Origin of the sequence: Streptosporangium sp. NPDC049248 (assembly GCF_040678965.1) — a bacterium.
GTDB lineage: Bacteria > Actinomycetota > Actinomycetes > Streptosporangiales > Streptosporangiaceae > Streptosporangium > Streptosporangium fukuiense.
The window spans coordinates 93,001-107,490 of record NZ_JBFAQY010000031.1 but is presented as its reverse complement, the minus strand read 5'-3'; the positions used below and the strand labels follow the sequence as shown (position 1 = coordinate 107,490).

Here is a 14,490-nt window from a genome sequence, read left to right as displayed (position 1 = left end):
CGGCCTTTCCTGGAAGTCGTGCGAAGGGCGGTGGCCGCGGGGACGCGGGCCACCGCCCGGGGGTGGAGGAGAACGAGGGCGCAGGCGTGACTACTCGGTTCCGGGGGTCTTGCGCGTGGTCACGTTCATGCGGTTCCAGGCGTTGACCGTGAAGATCATCGCGATGAGCTGGGCGAGTTCTTCGTCGTCGAAGTACCGCGTGGCCTCGTCGTACACCGCGTCGGCGACCCCCTGGGGAAGCAGGGTCATCGCCTCGGTCAGGGCGAGGGCCGCGCGCTCCTTGGCGGTGTAGAGGCTGGACTCCTGCCAGGCGCTCAGCTGGTAGATGCGCGCCTCGCTCTCACCCGTCCGGCGGGCGTCACCGGTGTGATAGTCGATGCAGTACGCACACCGGTTGATCTGGGAGGCGCGGATCTGCACCAGCTCGATCAGGACCGGGTCCAGTCCCTCGCGGGCCACAGCGTCCAGGGCCAGCACGGCCTTGAAAATCTTGGGAGCGACAAGCGACAAGTTCATGCGTGCGGGAATGGCAACGTTCGTCATGCTCATGACCCTAAGGACACGATCGACCCAAGATATGGTGCATTCTCGTGGATATTCTGTGGGCCAATTTCGGGCACGACGGCCAGGGCCGGCGCAGGGTGAGGCGATGAGCGGCCTCCGTCCGGAAAGCGGCGGCGACCTGCACCTGGATCTCACCGGTGGCGGCGGCGCGCGCGTGCGGTTGATGCGGGCCCTGCGCGAGGCGATCCACTCGGGACGGCTGGCACCCGGTACCCGGCTTCCGCCCTATCGCACCCTCGCCCTCGACCTGGGAATCGCCCGCAACACCGTCGCCGCCGCGTATTCGGAGCTCGTCGAGGAAGGCTGGCTCACGTCTCGTCAAGGTTCCGGCACGCACGTCGCACACCGCGCCGCGCCTCTGGAACCCGGCCGTCGGCGCTCACCCGCGCGTCCGTCCCGCCAACGGGTCATCTACGACCTGATGCCCAGTTCCCCTGACGCCGCCGCCTTCCCGCGCTCGTCCTGGAGCGCCTCGGCCCGGCGCGCGCTGGCCACCGCTCCCAACGACGCCTTCGGCGTCGGCGACCCCCGTGGCCGGCCGGAGTTACGCCAGGCGCTGGTGGAGTACCTGGCTCGTACCAGAGGCGTGCGCACCAAGGCGGAGCACATCGTGATCTGCTCGGGTTTCGCGCACGGGCTGCGGCTGGTGTGTCACGTGCTGCGCGGTCTCGTCGCTGTCGAGTCCTACGGACTCGACTTCCACCGCTCCATCATCACCGAGGCGGGCCTGAAGACCGTGCCGCTCACCGTGGACACCCACGGCGCACGAATCAAGGAACTTCCGGCCACGGGCGCGCAGGCCGTCCTGCTGACACCCGCGCATCAGTACCCCACTGGAGGCGCACTGCACCCACAGCGCCGGGCCGCGGTGATCGACTGGGCACGCGCCACAGGCGGTCTGCTGCTTGAGGACGACTACGACGGCGAGTTCCGCTACGACCGCGAACCGGTCGGCGCCGTGCAGGGTCTCGATCCGGACCATGTCGTCTATTTCGGATCGACGAGCAAGAGTCTGTCCCCCGCGCTCCGGCTCGGCTGGATGGCACTGCCCGGCCGGCTGGTGGACGACATCGTCGCCGCCAAGGGCCCGCGCGAACTCTGGTCGGGCGTCATGGACCAGCTCACCCTCGCCGACTTCGTCACCGGCGGCGCCTACGACCGCCAGTTGCGCCGCATGCGCAGGATCTACCAGCGCCGCCGTGACCTGCTCACGGCCACGCTCGCCGAACGCGCCCCGCACGTCAGCGTCAACGGCATCGCCGCGGGCCTGCACGCCGTGCTCGAGCTTCCCCCGGACACCGAGCAAGCCACCCTCCGCGCCGCACGCCGCCTCGGCCTCGCCCTGGACGGCTTGGGCTCGTATCTGCACCCCGACAGCATGATGCCGCCACGCGACGGCCTGGTCCTCGGATACGGCACGCCACCCGAGCACGCGATCACAGCCGCCCTGGAAGCCCTCTGCCTCGCCTTGCCCGAACCGCCGTAGAAACCCCCGCCGCTCGGGCCGGCGTCACCCCCGAGTGCCCGCCGCAGGTACGGCACGCTCGCGCCCTGGCGGGCACTCCCGCGCGGGCTTTCACTCCCGGCTTGAAGGCCGGAGCACTGGCCCGCGCTTCGGTAGCGAGATGTTGACATCCCGCCTGCGAACACTAACACTTTGCGGCAATGCAATAGAGATATGAATATAACCCGATCGTCGGCCCTTCATCGGGAATCAATCGCCCCATTGCCAAGCTCGCAGGGACGAGGTTCGCGCATAAATGTTAGCGTTAACAGTTCTTCGCGCGCCCGTCGATGCCACCCCACTGCCCTACACCTGGCGGTGAACCCCGATGACCCCATCTGGATGCCCCTGAACCAGAACGACCCGGTCGTCACGCGGCCGAGGACCCGACCCAGGAATCAAGTTCTAGTGATTGGACATTTCATGGCACTGATCACGGCGCCTGATGGTCACTCATCAGGACCATCGCGGAGCGCCCGGCCGTTGCGCCGGTTACTGATCACCCTTGTGGTGACCGCGCTCACCACGGTGACAAGCCTCGTCGTCTCCGCGCCGCCGGCCAATGCCGACACCATCGCATTCCGAGGCATGAACTGGGCCGTGCTGGGTGGCAACTCCAGCACCGGCCCGCTCGTCGTGCAGGGCCTGAGCCAGTCCGACAGCAACGCGACAGTCCGGGCCAAGGCCGGCTCGTTCTACGACAACGTGGCCTACACCATGGGGGTCAACACCGTCCGGCTGCCCATCAACACTCACACCGTGGCCAACACGACCTGGTGGAACGCCTACCGCGGCGCCATCGACGCCGCCACCGACCGTGGATTCAAGGTCATCCTGGCCTACTGGGAGGACGGCGCCGCCTCCGGCGGCAGGATCACGAACCTCACCGCATGGAACGCCATGTGGTCCACCGTGATCAACACCTACGGCTCGAACGGCAACCTCTACTTCGAGCCGATGAACGAGCCGCACGGCTACTCCTCGGCCGAGTGGCGCGACGTCGCGGCGAACTGGCTCGGCCATCACACCTCGGCGGTGCCCGGCCGGGTGCTCATCGGCGGCACCGGCTTCAGCCAGGACCTGCGCGACATCTGCAACGACAGCCGCTTCAACTCGACGCTGCTGTCCTTCCACTCCTACGCCTCCTTCTACAGCGCGATGACCTACGACGGCTTCCGAAGCCACATTCAGACGCTTCTGGGCGACTGCGCCTCCCGCGCGGTCGCGACCGGGTTCGGCGCGCCGATGTCCACCGGCCTCGACTACGGCGACCCGAACAGCACCGACAACTTCGTGCGCTACTTCCGCGCCATGGCCCAGGTCATGCGTGACAACCTGATGGGCGGCACCTACTGGCCCGCCCTCGGCGGCACGCCGACCGGAAGCCTCGGCTACGACCAGTACTCGCTGTACGCCCTGGGTGGCAGCGGCACCAATCTCAGCGTGACCGTCCGCAACGGCCACGGCGCCAACCGGCTCCGGTATGCCTGGGGCGACACCGTCGGCGACTCCACCCCTCCGCCGGCGTACAGGATCAACGCGCGCCACAGCGGCAAGGCCATGAACGTCCAGCAAGCGAGCACCAACGACGGCGCGCGCGTCGACCAGTACACCTACGGCGGCAACGTGTGGCAGCACTGGCGGTTCGACGACGTCGGTGGCGGCTACCTGCGCGTCTACAGCCGCCACAGCGGAAAGTGCCTCACCGTGACGGGCGCCTCAACCGCCGACGGCGCGGAACTCATCCAGTACACCTGCGGCGGCGGCACCAACCAGCAGTTCCAGATGGTCGCCAACGGCGACTACTTCCAGCTCCGGGCGCGACACAGCGGTAAATGCGTGGAGGTACCGTCCGCGTCGACCGCGGACGGCGTGATCCTCAAGCAGTATCCGTGCGACACCGGCACCAACCAGCAGTGGTCACGCACGGCCGTCTAACGGTCGCCTCGACATGACCGCGGATCCGCGGTACATGCCTGCGGATCCGCGGTACAAGCTCGCAGTGCCGATCTCGTGCCGTGTGCTCGGTGCGGGGGAAGCCAGATCGCCGTGGTGCCGCGTTGGCAGTTCATCGGTGATCGGAAGTGAGGCGGACGACGGCTCCTTGAGATCGGCGGTCGGCTCTCTTTCGGACAGCTATGGATGACCGGACGGAAGAAGGGGTGACGGATCATCGGGAGATCGACCAACGGATAGGACCGCCGAGGGCGGCGGCGGCGCCGTTGAGGTCGGCGAGGCGGGTGGCCAGGGTGGCGACGGCCAGCCGTTCGGGGAGCGCCACACTGAACTTGAGGCCGTGCAGGGCCTTCTCGTCCACGTCGGGAAGGCAGAGCCGCTCGGCGGCGTCGACGGTTCCCGCCCTCCACATCTGGTGGGTGATGTCGCTCCTGAGCCGGATGGACGCCTCGTCGACGCGCTGGCCGGGCACCACGATGCCGTCAAGAGTCGCGGCCAGTGTGGCGTTGGCCCGGAAACCGGCCCAGGTCCACCAGCGCACGTCGTCCGTCGCAAGATCGCGGGTGATGACCGTCCCCGCCGGGTGAACGGATTCGACGGCGTCCTCCCGCAGCACGGCGAGCCGCTCGACCGCTCGCCTGCTGAGCCGTACGGGCGGGTCGGCCCCGAGCAGGACCGCGCGCATGGCCTGGGAGAGCGCGCCAGACAGACCTCCGTAGCCGCCCCCGCCCCAGCGGGCCTTGCCCCGGCCGTCGGCGGCCTCGACGAAGCAGCGTCGCCGTGACCAGTCGATGTAGGTGACCCGCCAGGTGCGTCCGGCGAGCAGCAGCAGGCGTGGCCCCTCGATCTCCTCGGTGAGCAGCGCGGGGTCGGTCCGGCCGATCTCCTTGCGTCCGGACAGCACGGTGAACTCGGGGGCCGAGGTGAAGACCGCGGTCATGTCCATGAAGTGGCGGCGGCCGAAGCGCCGTTCGGCTTCGGGGCCGACGAAGAGCATGCCGCCGTCCTCGTCGAGGTAGCCGTGGCCGACCAGATGCCTGAGGATCACGGTCGCCGACGGGCCGAACGGGCCGAGGCCGTTCCACCACTCCTGCCAGGTACGGTCGCCGACCCGGTGTTCCTGCAGGCAGAGGGCCAGGATCTGCTGGGCGACGATGTGCCGGGGCTCGGGCGGCGCGGTGACCGGTTCGACGAATCCCTCACCCCACAGCTGCAGGAGCCCGGCGGCCTGGAGCAGGGACTCCTCGTCCAGCGCGAGGAACAGGCAGTTGCGTTCCGTTCCCGGCCTGCGCCCGGTGCGGCCGATCCGCTGCAGGAACGAGGCGACCGTGGACGGCGCGTTGATCTGGACGACCCGGTCGAGGTCTCCGACGTCGATGCCGAGTTCCAGGGTGGAGGTGGCCACGATGACGCAGTCGCGCGCCTCAGCGAACGCCTGCTCGGACTGGCGGCGCTCGTCCGCCGACAGCGAGGCGTGGGACAGGAAGGTGGTGACGTCGCGGGAGCGCAGCGCGTGGCCGAGTTCTTCGACCAGGCGTCTGGAGTCGCAGAAGACCAGCCGTTTCTCGCCACGGTGCAGCGCGGCGAGAAGCGCCGCGGCGTTGGACACCGATCCGACGTAGTCGAGCTGGACGTCCCCTGGCGGCACTCGCGCGGGGACGGCCGCCGGCTCCGGGGTCGTACGGATGGACCCGGACGGGGGATCCGGGACCCCGCATCCCGGCGAGGACGAACCTCCCACCTCCGGCGCCACGACCTCCCCTGGCCTGACGCCCGCCCCCGATCCCTGCAGCCAGCAGAGCAGTTCGGCCGGGTTCCCCACGGTCGCCGACAGGCCGACCCTCTGGATGGGGCGGCCGGTCAGGTGGGTGAGGCGCTCCAGTACGGCAAGCAGGTGCCAGCCACGGTCGTCGCCCGCGAACGCGTGGACCTCGTCCACCACGATCGTCCGGAGACACTCGAAGAGCTGCCGGTGGTCCACGTTCACACTGACCAGCATCGACTCGATCGACTCGGGCGTGGTGAGCAGGATGTCCGGCGGATCGCGCAGGATCTTCCTTCGCCGGCTGGTGGAGACGTCGCCATGCCAGAGCGCCGCGCGCCGGCCGGTCCAGCTCGCGTAGTTCTCCAGGCGAGGGAGAAGATTGTTGAGCAGCGCCTTGATCGGGCAGACGTAGAGCAGCGAGAGCCCTCGCCAGTTGTCCGAGGCCATCCGGCTGAGCAGCGGGAACATCGCCGCCTCGGTCTTGCCTCCGGCGGTGGGTGCCAGCAGCAGGGCATCGGATCCGGTGAGCAACGGTTCGACGGCCGCCTCCTGCAACGGCCGCAGCCCCGGCCACCCCAGGGTGTTGACGATGTGGTGCAGGACGACGGGGTGCAGGTCGCCCGCCCCCAGCGAACGTCCGGCAGGACGGGAATGCGACTCACCCAGGTTCACATGAGGTCCAGCTGGAGGAGGCTCGGGCCGACTGCGTTCAGCGAACGCTCAGCAGGACGAGAACGCAGCTCACCCGGATTCACAGAAGGTCCAAGAAGGCACGGGCCTACCCATCCAGCAGAACGCGACTCACCGCGATTCACAGGAGGTCCCGCAGGGCGAGGATCCGGCTCGCCCGGGTTCATGGAAGGTCCAGTGCGACGTCGTCGACCGAAAACGCGTTGCGTTCGATCTCGTTGAGCTCCCCCGAGCCCATAGTGAGCCGGTAGTGCTCACGAGGGTCGAAGTCGGGGAACTGGTCGACCCGGTCGAGCACGTCTCCGACGAGCTTCTTCAGAAAGACCCTCGGCGCCACCCCGACCTGGCCGCCGAGCGAGCCCGCGACCGCCTCGGCCAGCAGCGCGACATAACCGTCGTCGACCAGGTCGAGGACGCGCGGCGAGGCTCCGGCGGCGTAGAGGTCGCGGACTCTGCCGCCCAGTTCCAGCAGCCCGTCGCGGGTGAAGCCCGGCAGCCGGATCTGCACGGCGCGCGGGTTGTCGAAGCGCGGCTCCGTGGTGAAGTCGGTGGCCAGCCGGGAGGCCAGCGGGGGTAGCCGTTGCAGGCCCTGGTGCCCTTCGAAGAACGCCGGGGTGCCGGTGACGAGCACGTAGAGGCCGGGGAACCGGCCGGAGTCGATCTCGTCGACGAGCTGCCGCAGCGCGTTCAGCGCCTTGTCGCGAACGTCGGAGCGGACCCGCTGCAGCGTCTCGACCTCGTCCAGGACGAGCAGCAGCCCCGGATGGCCGGAGTCACGCAGGACCGTCAGCAGCCCCTGCAGGAAACCGAGCGCGCCGAAGTGGTCGAGGTCGCCGCGTACCCCGGCGGCGCGCTTGGCCGACGCCGACACGTGCGGCTGTCCCCCCAGCCAGGCGAGCACCCCCTCGGCGGTCGCCGAGTCTCCCGAGGCGACGGCCGTACGGTAGCCGCGCAGCGCGGCGGCGAAGGTGGGAGCCGACCGGCTGACCTCGGCGAGCCGTTTCTCCAGCAGCGTCTCGACCGCCCGGTCCAGCGCCTCGGCATCGGTCTCGGAGACCCCGGCCGACAGGGCGTCCTCCTCCAGGGTGAACATCCACGCGTCGACGACCGAGCGCAGCGCGCTGGGCGGGAACTCCGCGGTCGACAGGTTCTCGCAGAGCCGCCGATAGACCGTCTCCAGCCGGTGCAGCGGCGTCTCGGTCTCGGAGATCTGCACCTCGGCGACGGCCATGCCGTGCCGCTTGGCCCGCTCGGCGAGCCACCGGGCGAAGAACGTCTTGCCCGAGCCGTACTCACCCCTGACCGCCTTGAAGACCGCACCCCCCTGGGCCGCCGTGTCCAGCTCGGCGTCCAGCGCGCCGGTGAAGCGGTCGAGGCCGACGGCGAGCAGGTCGAGCCCGGCGGAGGGGACGGTCCCGCGCCGCAGGGCATCGATCACCTCGCGGCGGCGGCGTTCACTGACCTTCACGACCCGTCCCTGCTCTCACACCCTGCGGCGGCCTTCGGCCTGCCGGGCTCGTACGACCCACCGTGGCTTTCACGGCCGACCTCGCCTCGCGACCGAGGCGGTCTCCAGGGGCCGTATCGTCCCTCATGGCCTGACGACTCCGAACTGCTCGGCGAGCAGTGCGACGTCGAGCACCACCGTCACCTCGTCGGGGTCGTAACCTACCGGATCGTAACCGTCGACGCTGAGCACCCTTCGCACCGCCGCCAGCACGTTGCGCAGCCGTGCGGCGGGGACCTCCGCGACGGCCGACAGGGTGCTCTCGTGCAGCCGCTCGCCGTTGGCGAGCAGGGCACCCAGCACCGCGCGGACCCGGGCGTCGTCGGGAGCGGCACGGCCCGCGCGGGCTCGCTGCGCGGCGTACGTCTCGGAGCCGAGGAGGTCGTCGAGGAAGCGTTCCCAGCCGGGCGTCGGCGCGGGAGCGGTCACCTCCTCGATACCGATCAGCTCCGCCTGCACCTCGACGGTCATCGCGGGAAGCCCTGCAGCCACCTTCCCGGCGGCCTTCAAGGGTGCCGTACGACGAACCGCGCTGTGCCACCAGACGGGCTCCTGCGCCGGGGCGGGCCGCCATCCGGCGACCTCGTCCACCGGCGTGGCGCTGAACACCGCGAACGGCACCGCGACCTCGGCTCCGGACGCGCCGCCGTGGTAGCCGGCGCGCTTGTGGCCGTAGCGGATGTCCTCCTGCCAGGGGAGCACGACGTTGCCTCCGCCGAGGAGGACCCGCCTGCCCCTGACGAGGATCTCCCCGCTGGCGGACGGCGTCGTGGCGGGCCGCCAGCGGCCGGACTGCGATCCGGTGCCGGAGCGCAGCGTGCTGTGGCGTTCCACCACGTGGCCGTGGTCGGAGGTGAGGACGAGCAGTCTCCCGGCGGTACGGGCCGCGTCCAGCAGGGCCGGCAGCTGCTGCACCCGGTCGGCCTTCCACTCGACGGCCTGGCCTGTCTTGTCCAGCGAGTCGTCGATGTCGTTGAGCACGACGCCGACCGTCCGGGCCGGTCCCTCGATCGCCGACTTCACCGCCGGGGAGAGGGCGTGCCCGTCCGGGGCGCGCAGGTCGTCCTTGTGGAACAGTTTCGCCTGCGCGTCACCGACCGCTCCGGGGAAGACCCTCTTCTCGTCGTACTGGTCGCCGGTCTGCAGCGTCCCGGTGAGCAAACTGGTACGGCAGGTCTCGGTGACGGTGGGCAGGGCCGGGAGCAGCACCCGCCGGTGCCCGAGGGAGTCGACGAGCTCGGTCCACCGTCTGGCGGCGAGGCTGTCCGCCAGTTCGGCGAGGACACCTGCGGACATCCCGTCGAGGACGACGAGCAGTGACCGGCCGAGCGGGCGGACGAGCGTGGCGAGCGCGGACTCGATCGGGACCAGGCTGCCGGGGGCGCTGTCGGCGGCGACCGCGACGGCCAGGTGTTCGGCGAGCCGCCGGTCGCGCCCGTCCCGGCGGGCCGCGACGGCGGTGAGCAGTTCCTGGTAGACGGCGGCGACCTTGCTGTCGGCGTCGCGTACGGCGCGGAAGGCCCACTCCACGTGGGCTCCCGACCTGACCTGGTCGTGCAGGGCGTCGGCGAGGGTGGCGGCTGGCTCGTCCGGAGTCGCCAGCCATCGGACCAGCCGCAGGGCCATCCGCGCCGCGTTGGTACGCGCGTTGAACCCCGACAGGTCGTGCGCCACGAGCGTGCGGTGGGCCTCTTCGAGCTGCTTCAGCGCGGCGGCGTCCGGAACCGGGAGGCAGCGCCGCACCGCCGTGGCGAACGCGCGCAGCCGCAGCTCGTAGGAGCCGGGCAGTAGCTTGGAGGTGACCAGGAGCTTTTCCGCGTTGAACTCGCGCAGCAGCGCCTCGGCTCGCTCCAGCAGGCTGTCGGGGCGGTCGAGCTGGCTGATCAACGCCTCCGCCGCCCGCCCCCAGGTCTGTGCCTGTTCGGCGGGCAGGTCGGCCCCGCCGAGCCTGGCCCTGACCAGTCCACGGGCCTCCGCCACGGTGCCCGCCGCGCCGTGCCAGAGCAGGCCCGCGACCAGGGCGAGCGGCACGGCGTCGCCACCGTGCCCGGCCGCCGCGGCCCGCAACGTCCAGGTCCCCGCGATCCCGGTGACTCCGCTCAACCAGCCGGTGAGCCCTTCGCGGACCTCGGCGGGCAGCGAGGCCAGCCTGCCCACGGCGACCGGATCGAGACTCCAGCGCAGCAGCTCGAGCGCGTCGGGGTGGGCGGGCGAGACGTAGTGCTCGCCCTCGCGCGATACGCCGAACACCACCGAGGCGAGATGGCCGAGGGCGTGGTCGCGGGTGAGCGTCCCGCCGGGGGCCTTCGGCCAGCCGTCGGCGGGCTCCCAGCGGGCGAGCGCCGCGGCGGCCCACCCCTGTTCGAGCAGAAGCGGGTCGATGTCGCGGGCCTCGAAGGACTGCTTGAGCATGTCCCAGGGACGCAGGGTGAGCAGCCGTCCCTCGTTGACGAGATGCGCACGGATCCCGATGCCCAGGTCGGCGTCGTCAAGGTCGGTGAGGACGACCAGGTAGCCGTCGCCGTGCCGGAACATCGCCTCCCGGACGGCCAGCGGGGACGGGCAGATCTCGACCCGGACGGGGCTGTCGCCCACGGAGAACTCCGGTTCACCCGCCCATTCGAGGCGTGCCTGGATGCCGACCACCCGCTTCTCCCGGCCGGAGCTCTGGAGTTTGCGGACGATGGAGCGGACCAGCGGCGGGGTCGCGGTGGCCAGGGAGGAGCGAGACTCGGTCACTGCTGTCATCTCTGCGCGCTCCAGCTGACGGTGATCTGCGCGCCGGGATGCGCCTCGGCGAAGGCCCGCAGCTCCTCCAGGACCTCGGCGACCCGTGCGGCCCCGACCGTGCGGGTCCCGGTCGCGGCGGAGGTGTCGCCGTCCACCTGCCCTGTCGGCTTCACCTGCGATTCGACACCCTCGCCGCCGGGAACGACCGACGGCTTGGCACCGGGCCGATCGACGATGGGCGGATCGACAACGGGCGGCCTGACGACCGGTGGATCGACGATCGGCGGGTCGACGATCCGGACCTGGGCCGCCAGGATCATCTGCGCGGTGCGCCGCGTCTCCCCCAGCACCGGCCCCAGCGGTCCCTGGAACTCGTTGCGCGCGGCCACGTCACGGAGCCGCTGCAGCGCCGAGACGGCCTGCTGATCGCGGGACATGGACGCGATGGCGTCCAGCAGCCCCCAGTCCATCTCCTTCAGCCGCTCCGTGACGTCCCGCGCGGACGTGAGCGACTTGGCGAGGACCTCCTCCGCCACCGACATCCCCGAACCGGCGAGAGCCTCGGCGAGATCGGTGGCATCACTCCTGTCGAGGAGCCGGGTGACCAGCGAGAACCCGTCCCGGGCGGTGGAGAGCCTGCCGGCCTCCTCGGTCAGGCCGAGGACGCGACGGTGGTCGTCGAGCCTGGTGACGAGTTCGCGGGCGGGCGCCTGCAGCTCGCGGGCCGCCTCCCGGATCTTGACGGCGAGACGGTTGACGTTGGCCGCCGTCCGCATCGGCGTGACGTGCACGCCGAAGATCTTCGCCGCCCGGTCCACCGCCCGCAGCCAGGTGGACGCGTCGGGCAGCCGGGGAAGGCGCAGCTCGTAGCCGCCGTCGATGCGCTCCAGCGGCGGCCGGGCGACGGGACCGCTGCCGTTCTGGAACCACTCGCGGTCCTGGATGAGCGCGAAGGCGGCGATGACCAGGCCCCGGACGGAGGCGTCGAGTCCGCGCCGGTGGGGCTCGTCCAGCCATTCGATCAGCCGGTCGACGCCGATGACCTCGTTCAACCCTTCCTGGGCGGCGCGCTGGGTGAAGTGCTTGCCCCAGGGGAAGGTCTCGGCGCTGAGCAGGAAGGCGTTCTCCAGTGCCTCGCCGACCTGGAGCGGGTTGGCGACCTTACGGAGCGCGTCCCGGTCCTTGCCGGGGATCGGGACGCGGCCGGTCTCCTCCGCCGCGGCGTTGTCCAGATACTGCAGCACGGTCGCCACCTCGGCCCTGCGGATCTCACCGGCGAACTCGGGGTGCGCGGGGTACTGCGAGGTGAGCATCTGGTCGAGCAGGTGGGTCAGGCACTCCGACAGCCGCGCACCCACCGGGGCCCCGAGGGTGAGCCGGGGGTCGAGGGTGGCGAGGAACGCGCTGTGACCTCGGGCGACGTCGATGTCGGTGGGCTGGCGGGTGGCCGCCCCGTACGCCTGCTGGATGACCTGCTTGAGCTTGGCCTCCAGCTGGCTCTTCCGGTTCGTCAGCAATGCCTTGGCCGCGGCCCGGTCCTGGACCGAGAGGTTGCTGGCGTTCTGCTCGTAGCGGTCGTTGGAGGCGAGCAGGTAGCGGAGCGAGACCAGCTCCCCGAGGTCCTTCTCCCGTTCCTCGGTGAAGAAGGCGGGGATCCACGCCACGCTTCTGCTCTCGACGCCCTCGCGTTCCAGTTTCTCGAACCGGGCGAGGTCGTGGTCGGGACCGTGTCCGGCGTCGTCGAACGGGAAGTCGAGGACCAGTTTCCACCGGTCGCCGTCGGCGAGCAGCGCGGAGTCGGGCAGCTCGTCGGCGTTGCGGATGTTGCCGTAGACGACGTCGACGACCCGGCGGCTGCCCCGCCAGACGAAGGAGTGCGTGTAGGCGCCGCCGAGCGTGTCGGCCGACCCGGTCACCCCGAGCGACTCGAAGACGAGCTCACGCAGCAGGCGGCGGCGCTCCCCCTGGGTGTCCTGGTTGCTGACCCGCTCCAGCACGCTCTCGTAGTCGACCCCGGCGAGCTGGATGGTGATCAGCGGGTTGGCCGGGTCGTCGGTGAGATGGATCTCGCTGACCCCGGAGGCGGCCAGGTCGCGGAAGAGCGCCAGCACTCGCTGGCCCTCCATCCCCTTGAGCGGGGTGGCGATGGTGCCGTGGTTGAGCGCGGCGAGCTTCTGCGCGGTGAGCGTGCTGAGCGCCGGGACGCCGGGGGCGAGCGCGGCCAGCAGCGCGGTCTTGACCAGGCGGGCGTCGACCGTGAACGGGTGGGTACGCGGCAGCTCCCGGGTCTCCTCGACGGAGCCGAACCGGTGCTTGGCGAGCAGCCGGGGCAGCAGCTTCTCGTCGTACAGCGTGCGCGCGTTGGTGAAGTGCTGCTTCATCTCGCTGGTGAGCGGCATGACGCCGGAGTCCATCAGCACGTCGTAGACGTCGCCGACCGGGATGATGTCGTCGACGGTCAGCTCGTTCCGGCCGCGCCGGAGCAGCTCGGCCATCGTCCGCAGCGCGGTGCGTTCCCGCTGGAGCAGGCCGGAGAGCGCCACCATGGTGGAGACCAGCGCCGGTGAGAAGGGGTAGGTGCTCTGGAAGGCCGCCCCGTCGGCGGAGCCGTCCGGCCCTTCCAGCAGAACGTTCCACACCTTCGGCTCGCGGGTCACCTTGGCGAAGGCCGCCTCCAGCGCGCCTTCGGCGCCGGGCCTCTCCTTCAGCAGCCGGCGCTTCACGATCACCGGGAGGTTGCGGTTCTCCAGTTTGATCTCGTTGAACCGGTCCTCCCACCAGCGGAACGTCTCGCCGATGGCGTACTTCTCCGCGCCGGGGGTGTTCGCGCCGAGGAACTCGCGCAGGTCGCGCTGGCGGGCGACGAACGACACCAGCGGGATGGCCCGCTGGGTGGAGGCCGACTCGACCAGCTTGGCGACCTTGGAGCCCTCCTCGCCGACGAAGGCCGGGTCGGAGCTGCGGGAGGCGAGCCAGAGGACCAGCTCGTCGAGGAAGAGCACCACGCAGCTGTACCCGAGCCGCTGAGCGTGCGCGCTGACCACCTCCAGCCCTTCGTCCAGCGGCAGGTAGGACGCGCCGCGCGTGTAGCCGGTGAAGTAGGCCCCGACCAGGGCGGAGACCAGGCTGCCGCGCTCGGCGTCACCCACCTCGGCCCGCCGTGCCCGCTGGTACGAGGCGGCGTCCCAGTTGTTGCCGCCCAGGCCGCCCCAGCCGGGATCGGACGTCTGCCCGAGACCGCCGAAGAACGCCTGGTCGCCGAGGCGGGCCCGCAGGTTGTCGGCGTCGACGAAGAGGCTGTCGGTGCTGTGCACCTCGGGCAGCGACGCCCCCGGCTCCAGCCGGCGGATCTGCTCGACGTAGCCGCCGAGCACGGCCGCCTCGACCGTCTCGGCGCCGATCAGGTGGTAGGTGAGGCAGAGGATCTTCCGGTTGGCCAGCCAGCCGTCGTGCTTGGCGAGCGTCGGCTCCAGCCCGCGCAGCCCCCGGGCATCGGGGTTGTGGTTGAGCACGGCGTGCAGCACCGACATGAAGTGGCTCTTGCCGGAGCCGAACGAGCCGTGCAGGAACGCCGCGTCGCTCTTGTTCTTCTCCAGCGCACCCTTCACCAGTGCCAGCGCCGCGTCGAAGCTTTCCGCGAGCTGCGGGGTGACGACGTAGCTGTCCAGGGTGGCCTTGACCTCGGAGACACCATCGCTGAGCTTGAGCACGAAGTCGTTCGCGCTCAGCTCCTCGTTGATGTGCAGGACGTCCCTGAGCGGGGTCGCCATCTCG

The 14,490-nt window shown here is 70.5% G+C and carries 7 protein-coding genes; 2 read left to right on the top strand and 5 right to left on the bottom strand.

Going from position 1 to position 14,490, the window contains the following annotated elements:
* Window positions 1-90: 90 nt before the first annotated feature.
* Entirely contained in the window at window positions 91-516 is a 426-nt protein-coding gene (locus AB0K21_RS37085) for a carboxymuconolactone decarboxylase family protein (RefSeq protein WP_364156706.1), read from the bottom strand.
* 133 nt (window positions 517-649) lie between these two features.
* On the opposite strand from AB0K21_RS37085, the gene AB0K21_RS37080 reads away from it, so the two are divergent.
* Window positions 650-2,050, top strand: coding sequence for a PLP-dependent aminotransferase family protein (locus AB0K21_RS37080; RefSeq protein WP_364156703.1), 1,401 nt, complete (start codon window positions 650-652; stop codon window positions 2,048-2,050).
* A 501-nt stretch (window positions 2,051-2,551) separates the two neighbouring features.
* Window positions 2,552-4,006, top strand: coding sequence for an RICIN domain-containing protein (locus AB0K21_RS37075; RefSeq protein WP_364156700.1), 1,455 nt, complete (start codon window positions 2,552-2,554; stop codon window positions 4,004-4,006).
* A gap of 232 nt (window positions 4,007-4,238) precedes the next feature.
* On the opposite strand, the gene AB0K21_RS37070 is transcribed toward AB0K21_RS37075, so the two are convergent.
* The 4 genes from AB0K21_RS37070 to AB0K21_RS37055 form a co-directional block, all read right to left on the bottom strand.
* On the bottom strand, window positions 4,239-6,461 hold the full coding sequence (locus tag AB0K21_RS37070; protein WP_364156697.1) for a DEAD/DEAH box helicase: 2,223 nt from the start codon (window positions 6,459-6,461) through the stop codon (window positions 4,239-4,241).
* A 181-nt stretch (window positions 6,462-6,642) separates the two neighbouring features.
* Window positions 6,643-7,947, bottom strand: coding sequence for a BREX system ATP-binding protein BrxD (gene brxD, locus AB0K21_RS37065; RefSeq protein ID WP_364156694.1), 1,305 nt, complete (start codon window positions 7,945-7,947; stop codon window positions 6,643-6,645).
* Between the two features lie 123 nt (window positions 7,948-8,070).
* Window positions 8,071-10,734, bottom strand: a complete 2,664-nt coding sequence (pglZ, locus tag AB0K21_RS37060) for a BREX-2 system phosphatase PglZ (protein WP_364156691.1) — start codon at window positions 10,732-10,734, stop codon at window positions 8,071-8,073.
* Window positions 10,731-14,486, bottom strand: a complete 3,756-nt coding sequence (locus AB0K21_RS37055; protein WP_364156688.1) for a DUF6079 family protein — start codon at window positions 14,484-14,486, stop codon at window positions 10,731-10,733. Before AB0K21_RS37055 ends, pglZ begins: the two co-directional genes overlap by 4 nt.
* Window positions 14,487-14,490 lie beyond the last annotated feature (4 nt).

Excerpts from the sequence above, each read along its gene's own strand:
- AB0K21_RS37085 (WP_364156706.1), bottom strand. The coding sequence starts at position 516 with ATGAACTTGTCGCTTGTCGCTCCCAAGATTTTCAAGGCCGTGCTGGCC.
- AB0K21_RS37080 (WP_364156703.1), top strand. The coding sequence starts at position 650 with ATGAGCGGCCTCCGTCCGGAAAGCGGCGGCGACCTGCACCTGGATCTC.
- pglZ (WP_364156691.1), bottom strand. The coding sequence starts at position 10,734 with ATGACAGCAGTGACCGAGTCTCGCTCCTCCCTGGCCACCGCGACCCCG.
- AB0K21_RS37055 (WP_364156688.1), bottom strand. The coding sequence starts at position 14,486 with ATGGCGACCCCGCTCAGGGACGTCCTGCACATCAACGAGGAGCTGAGC.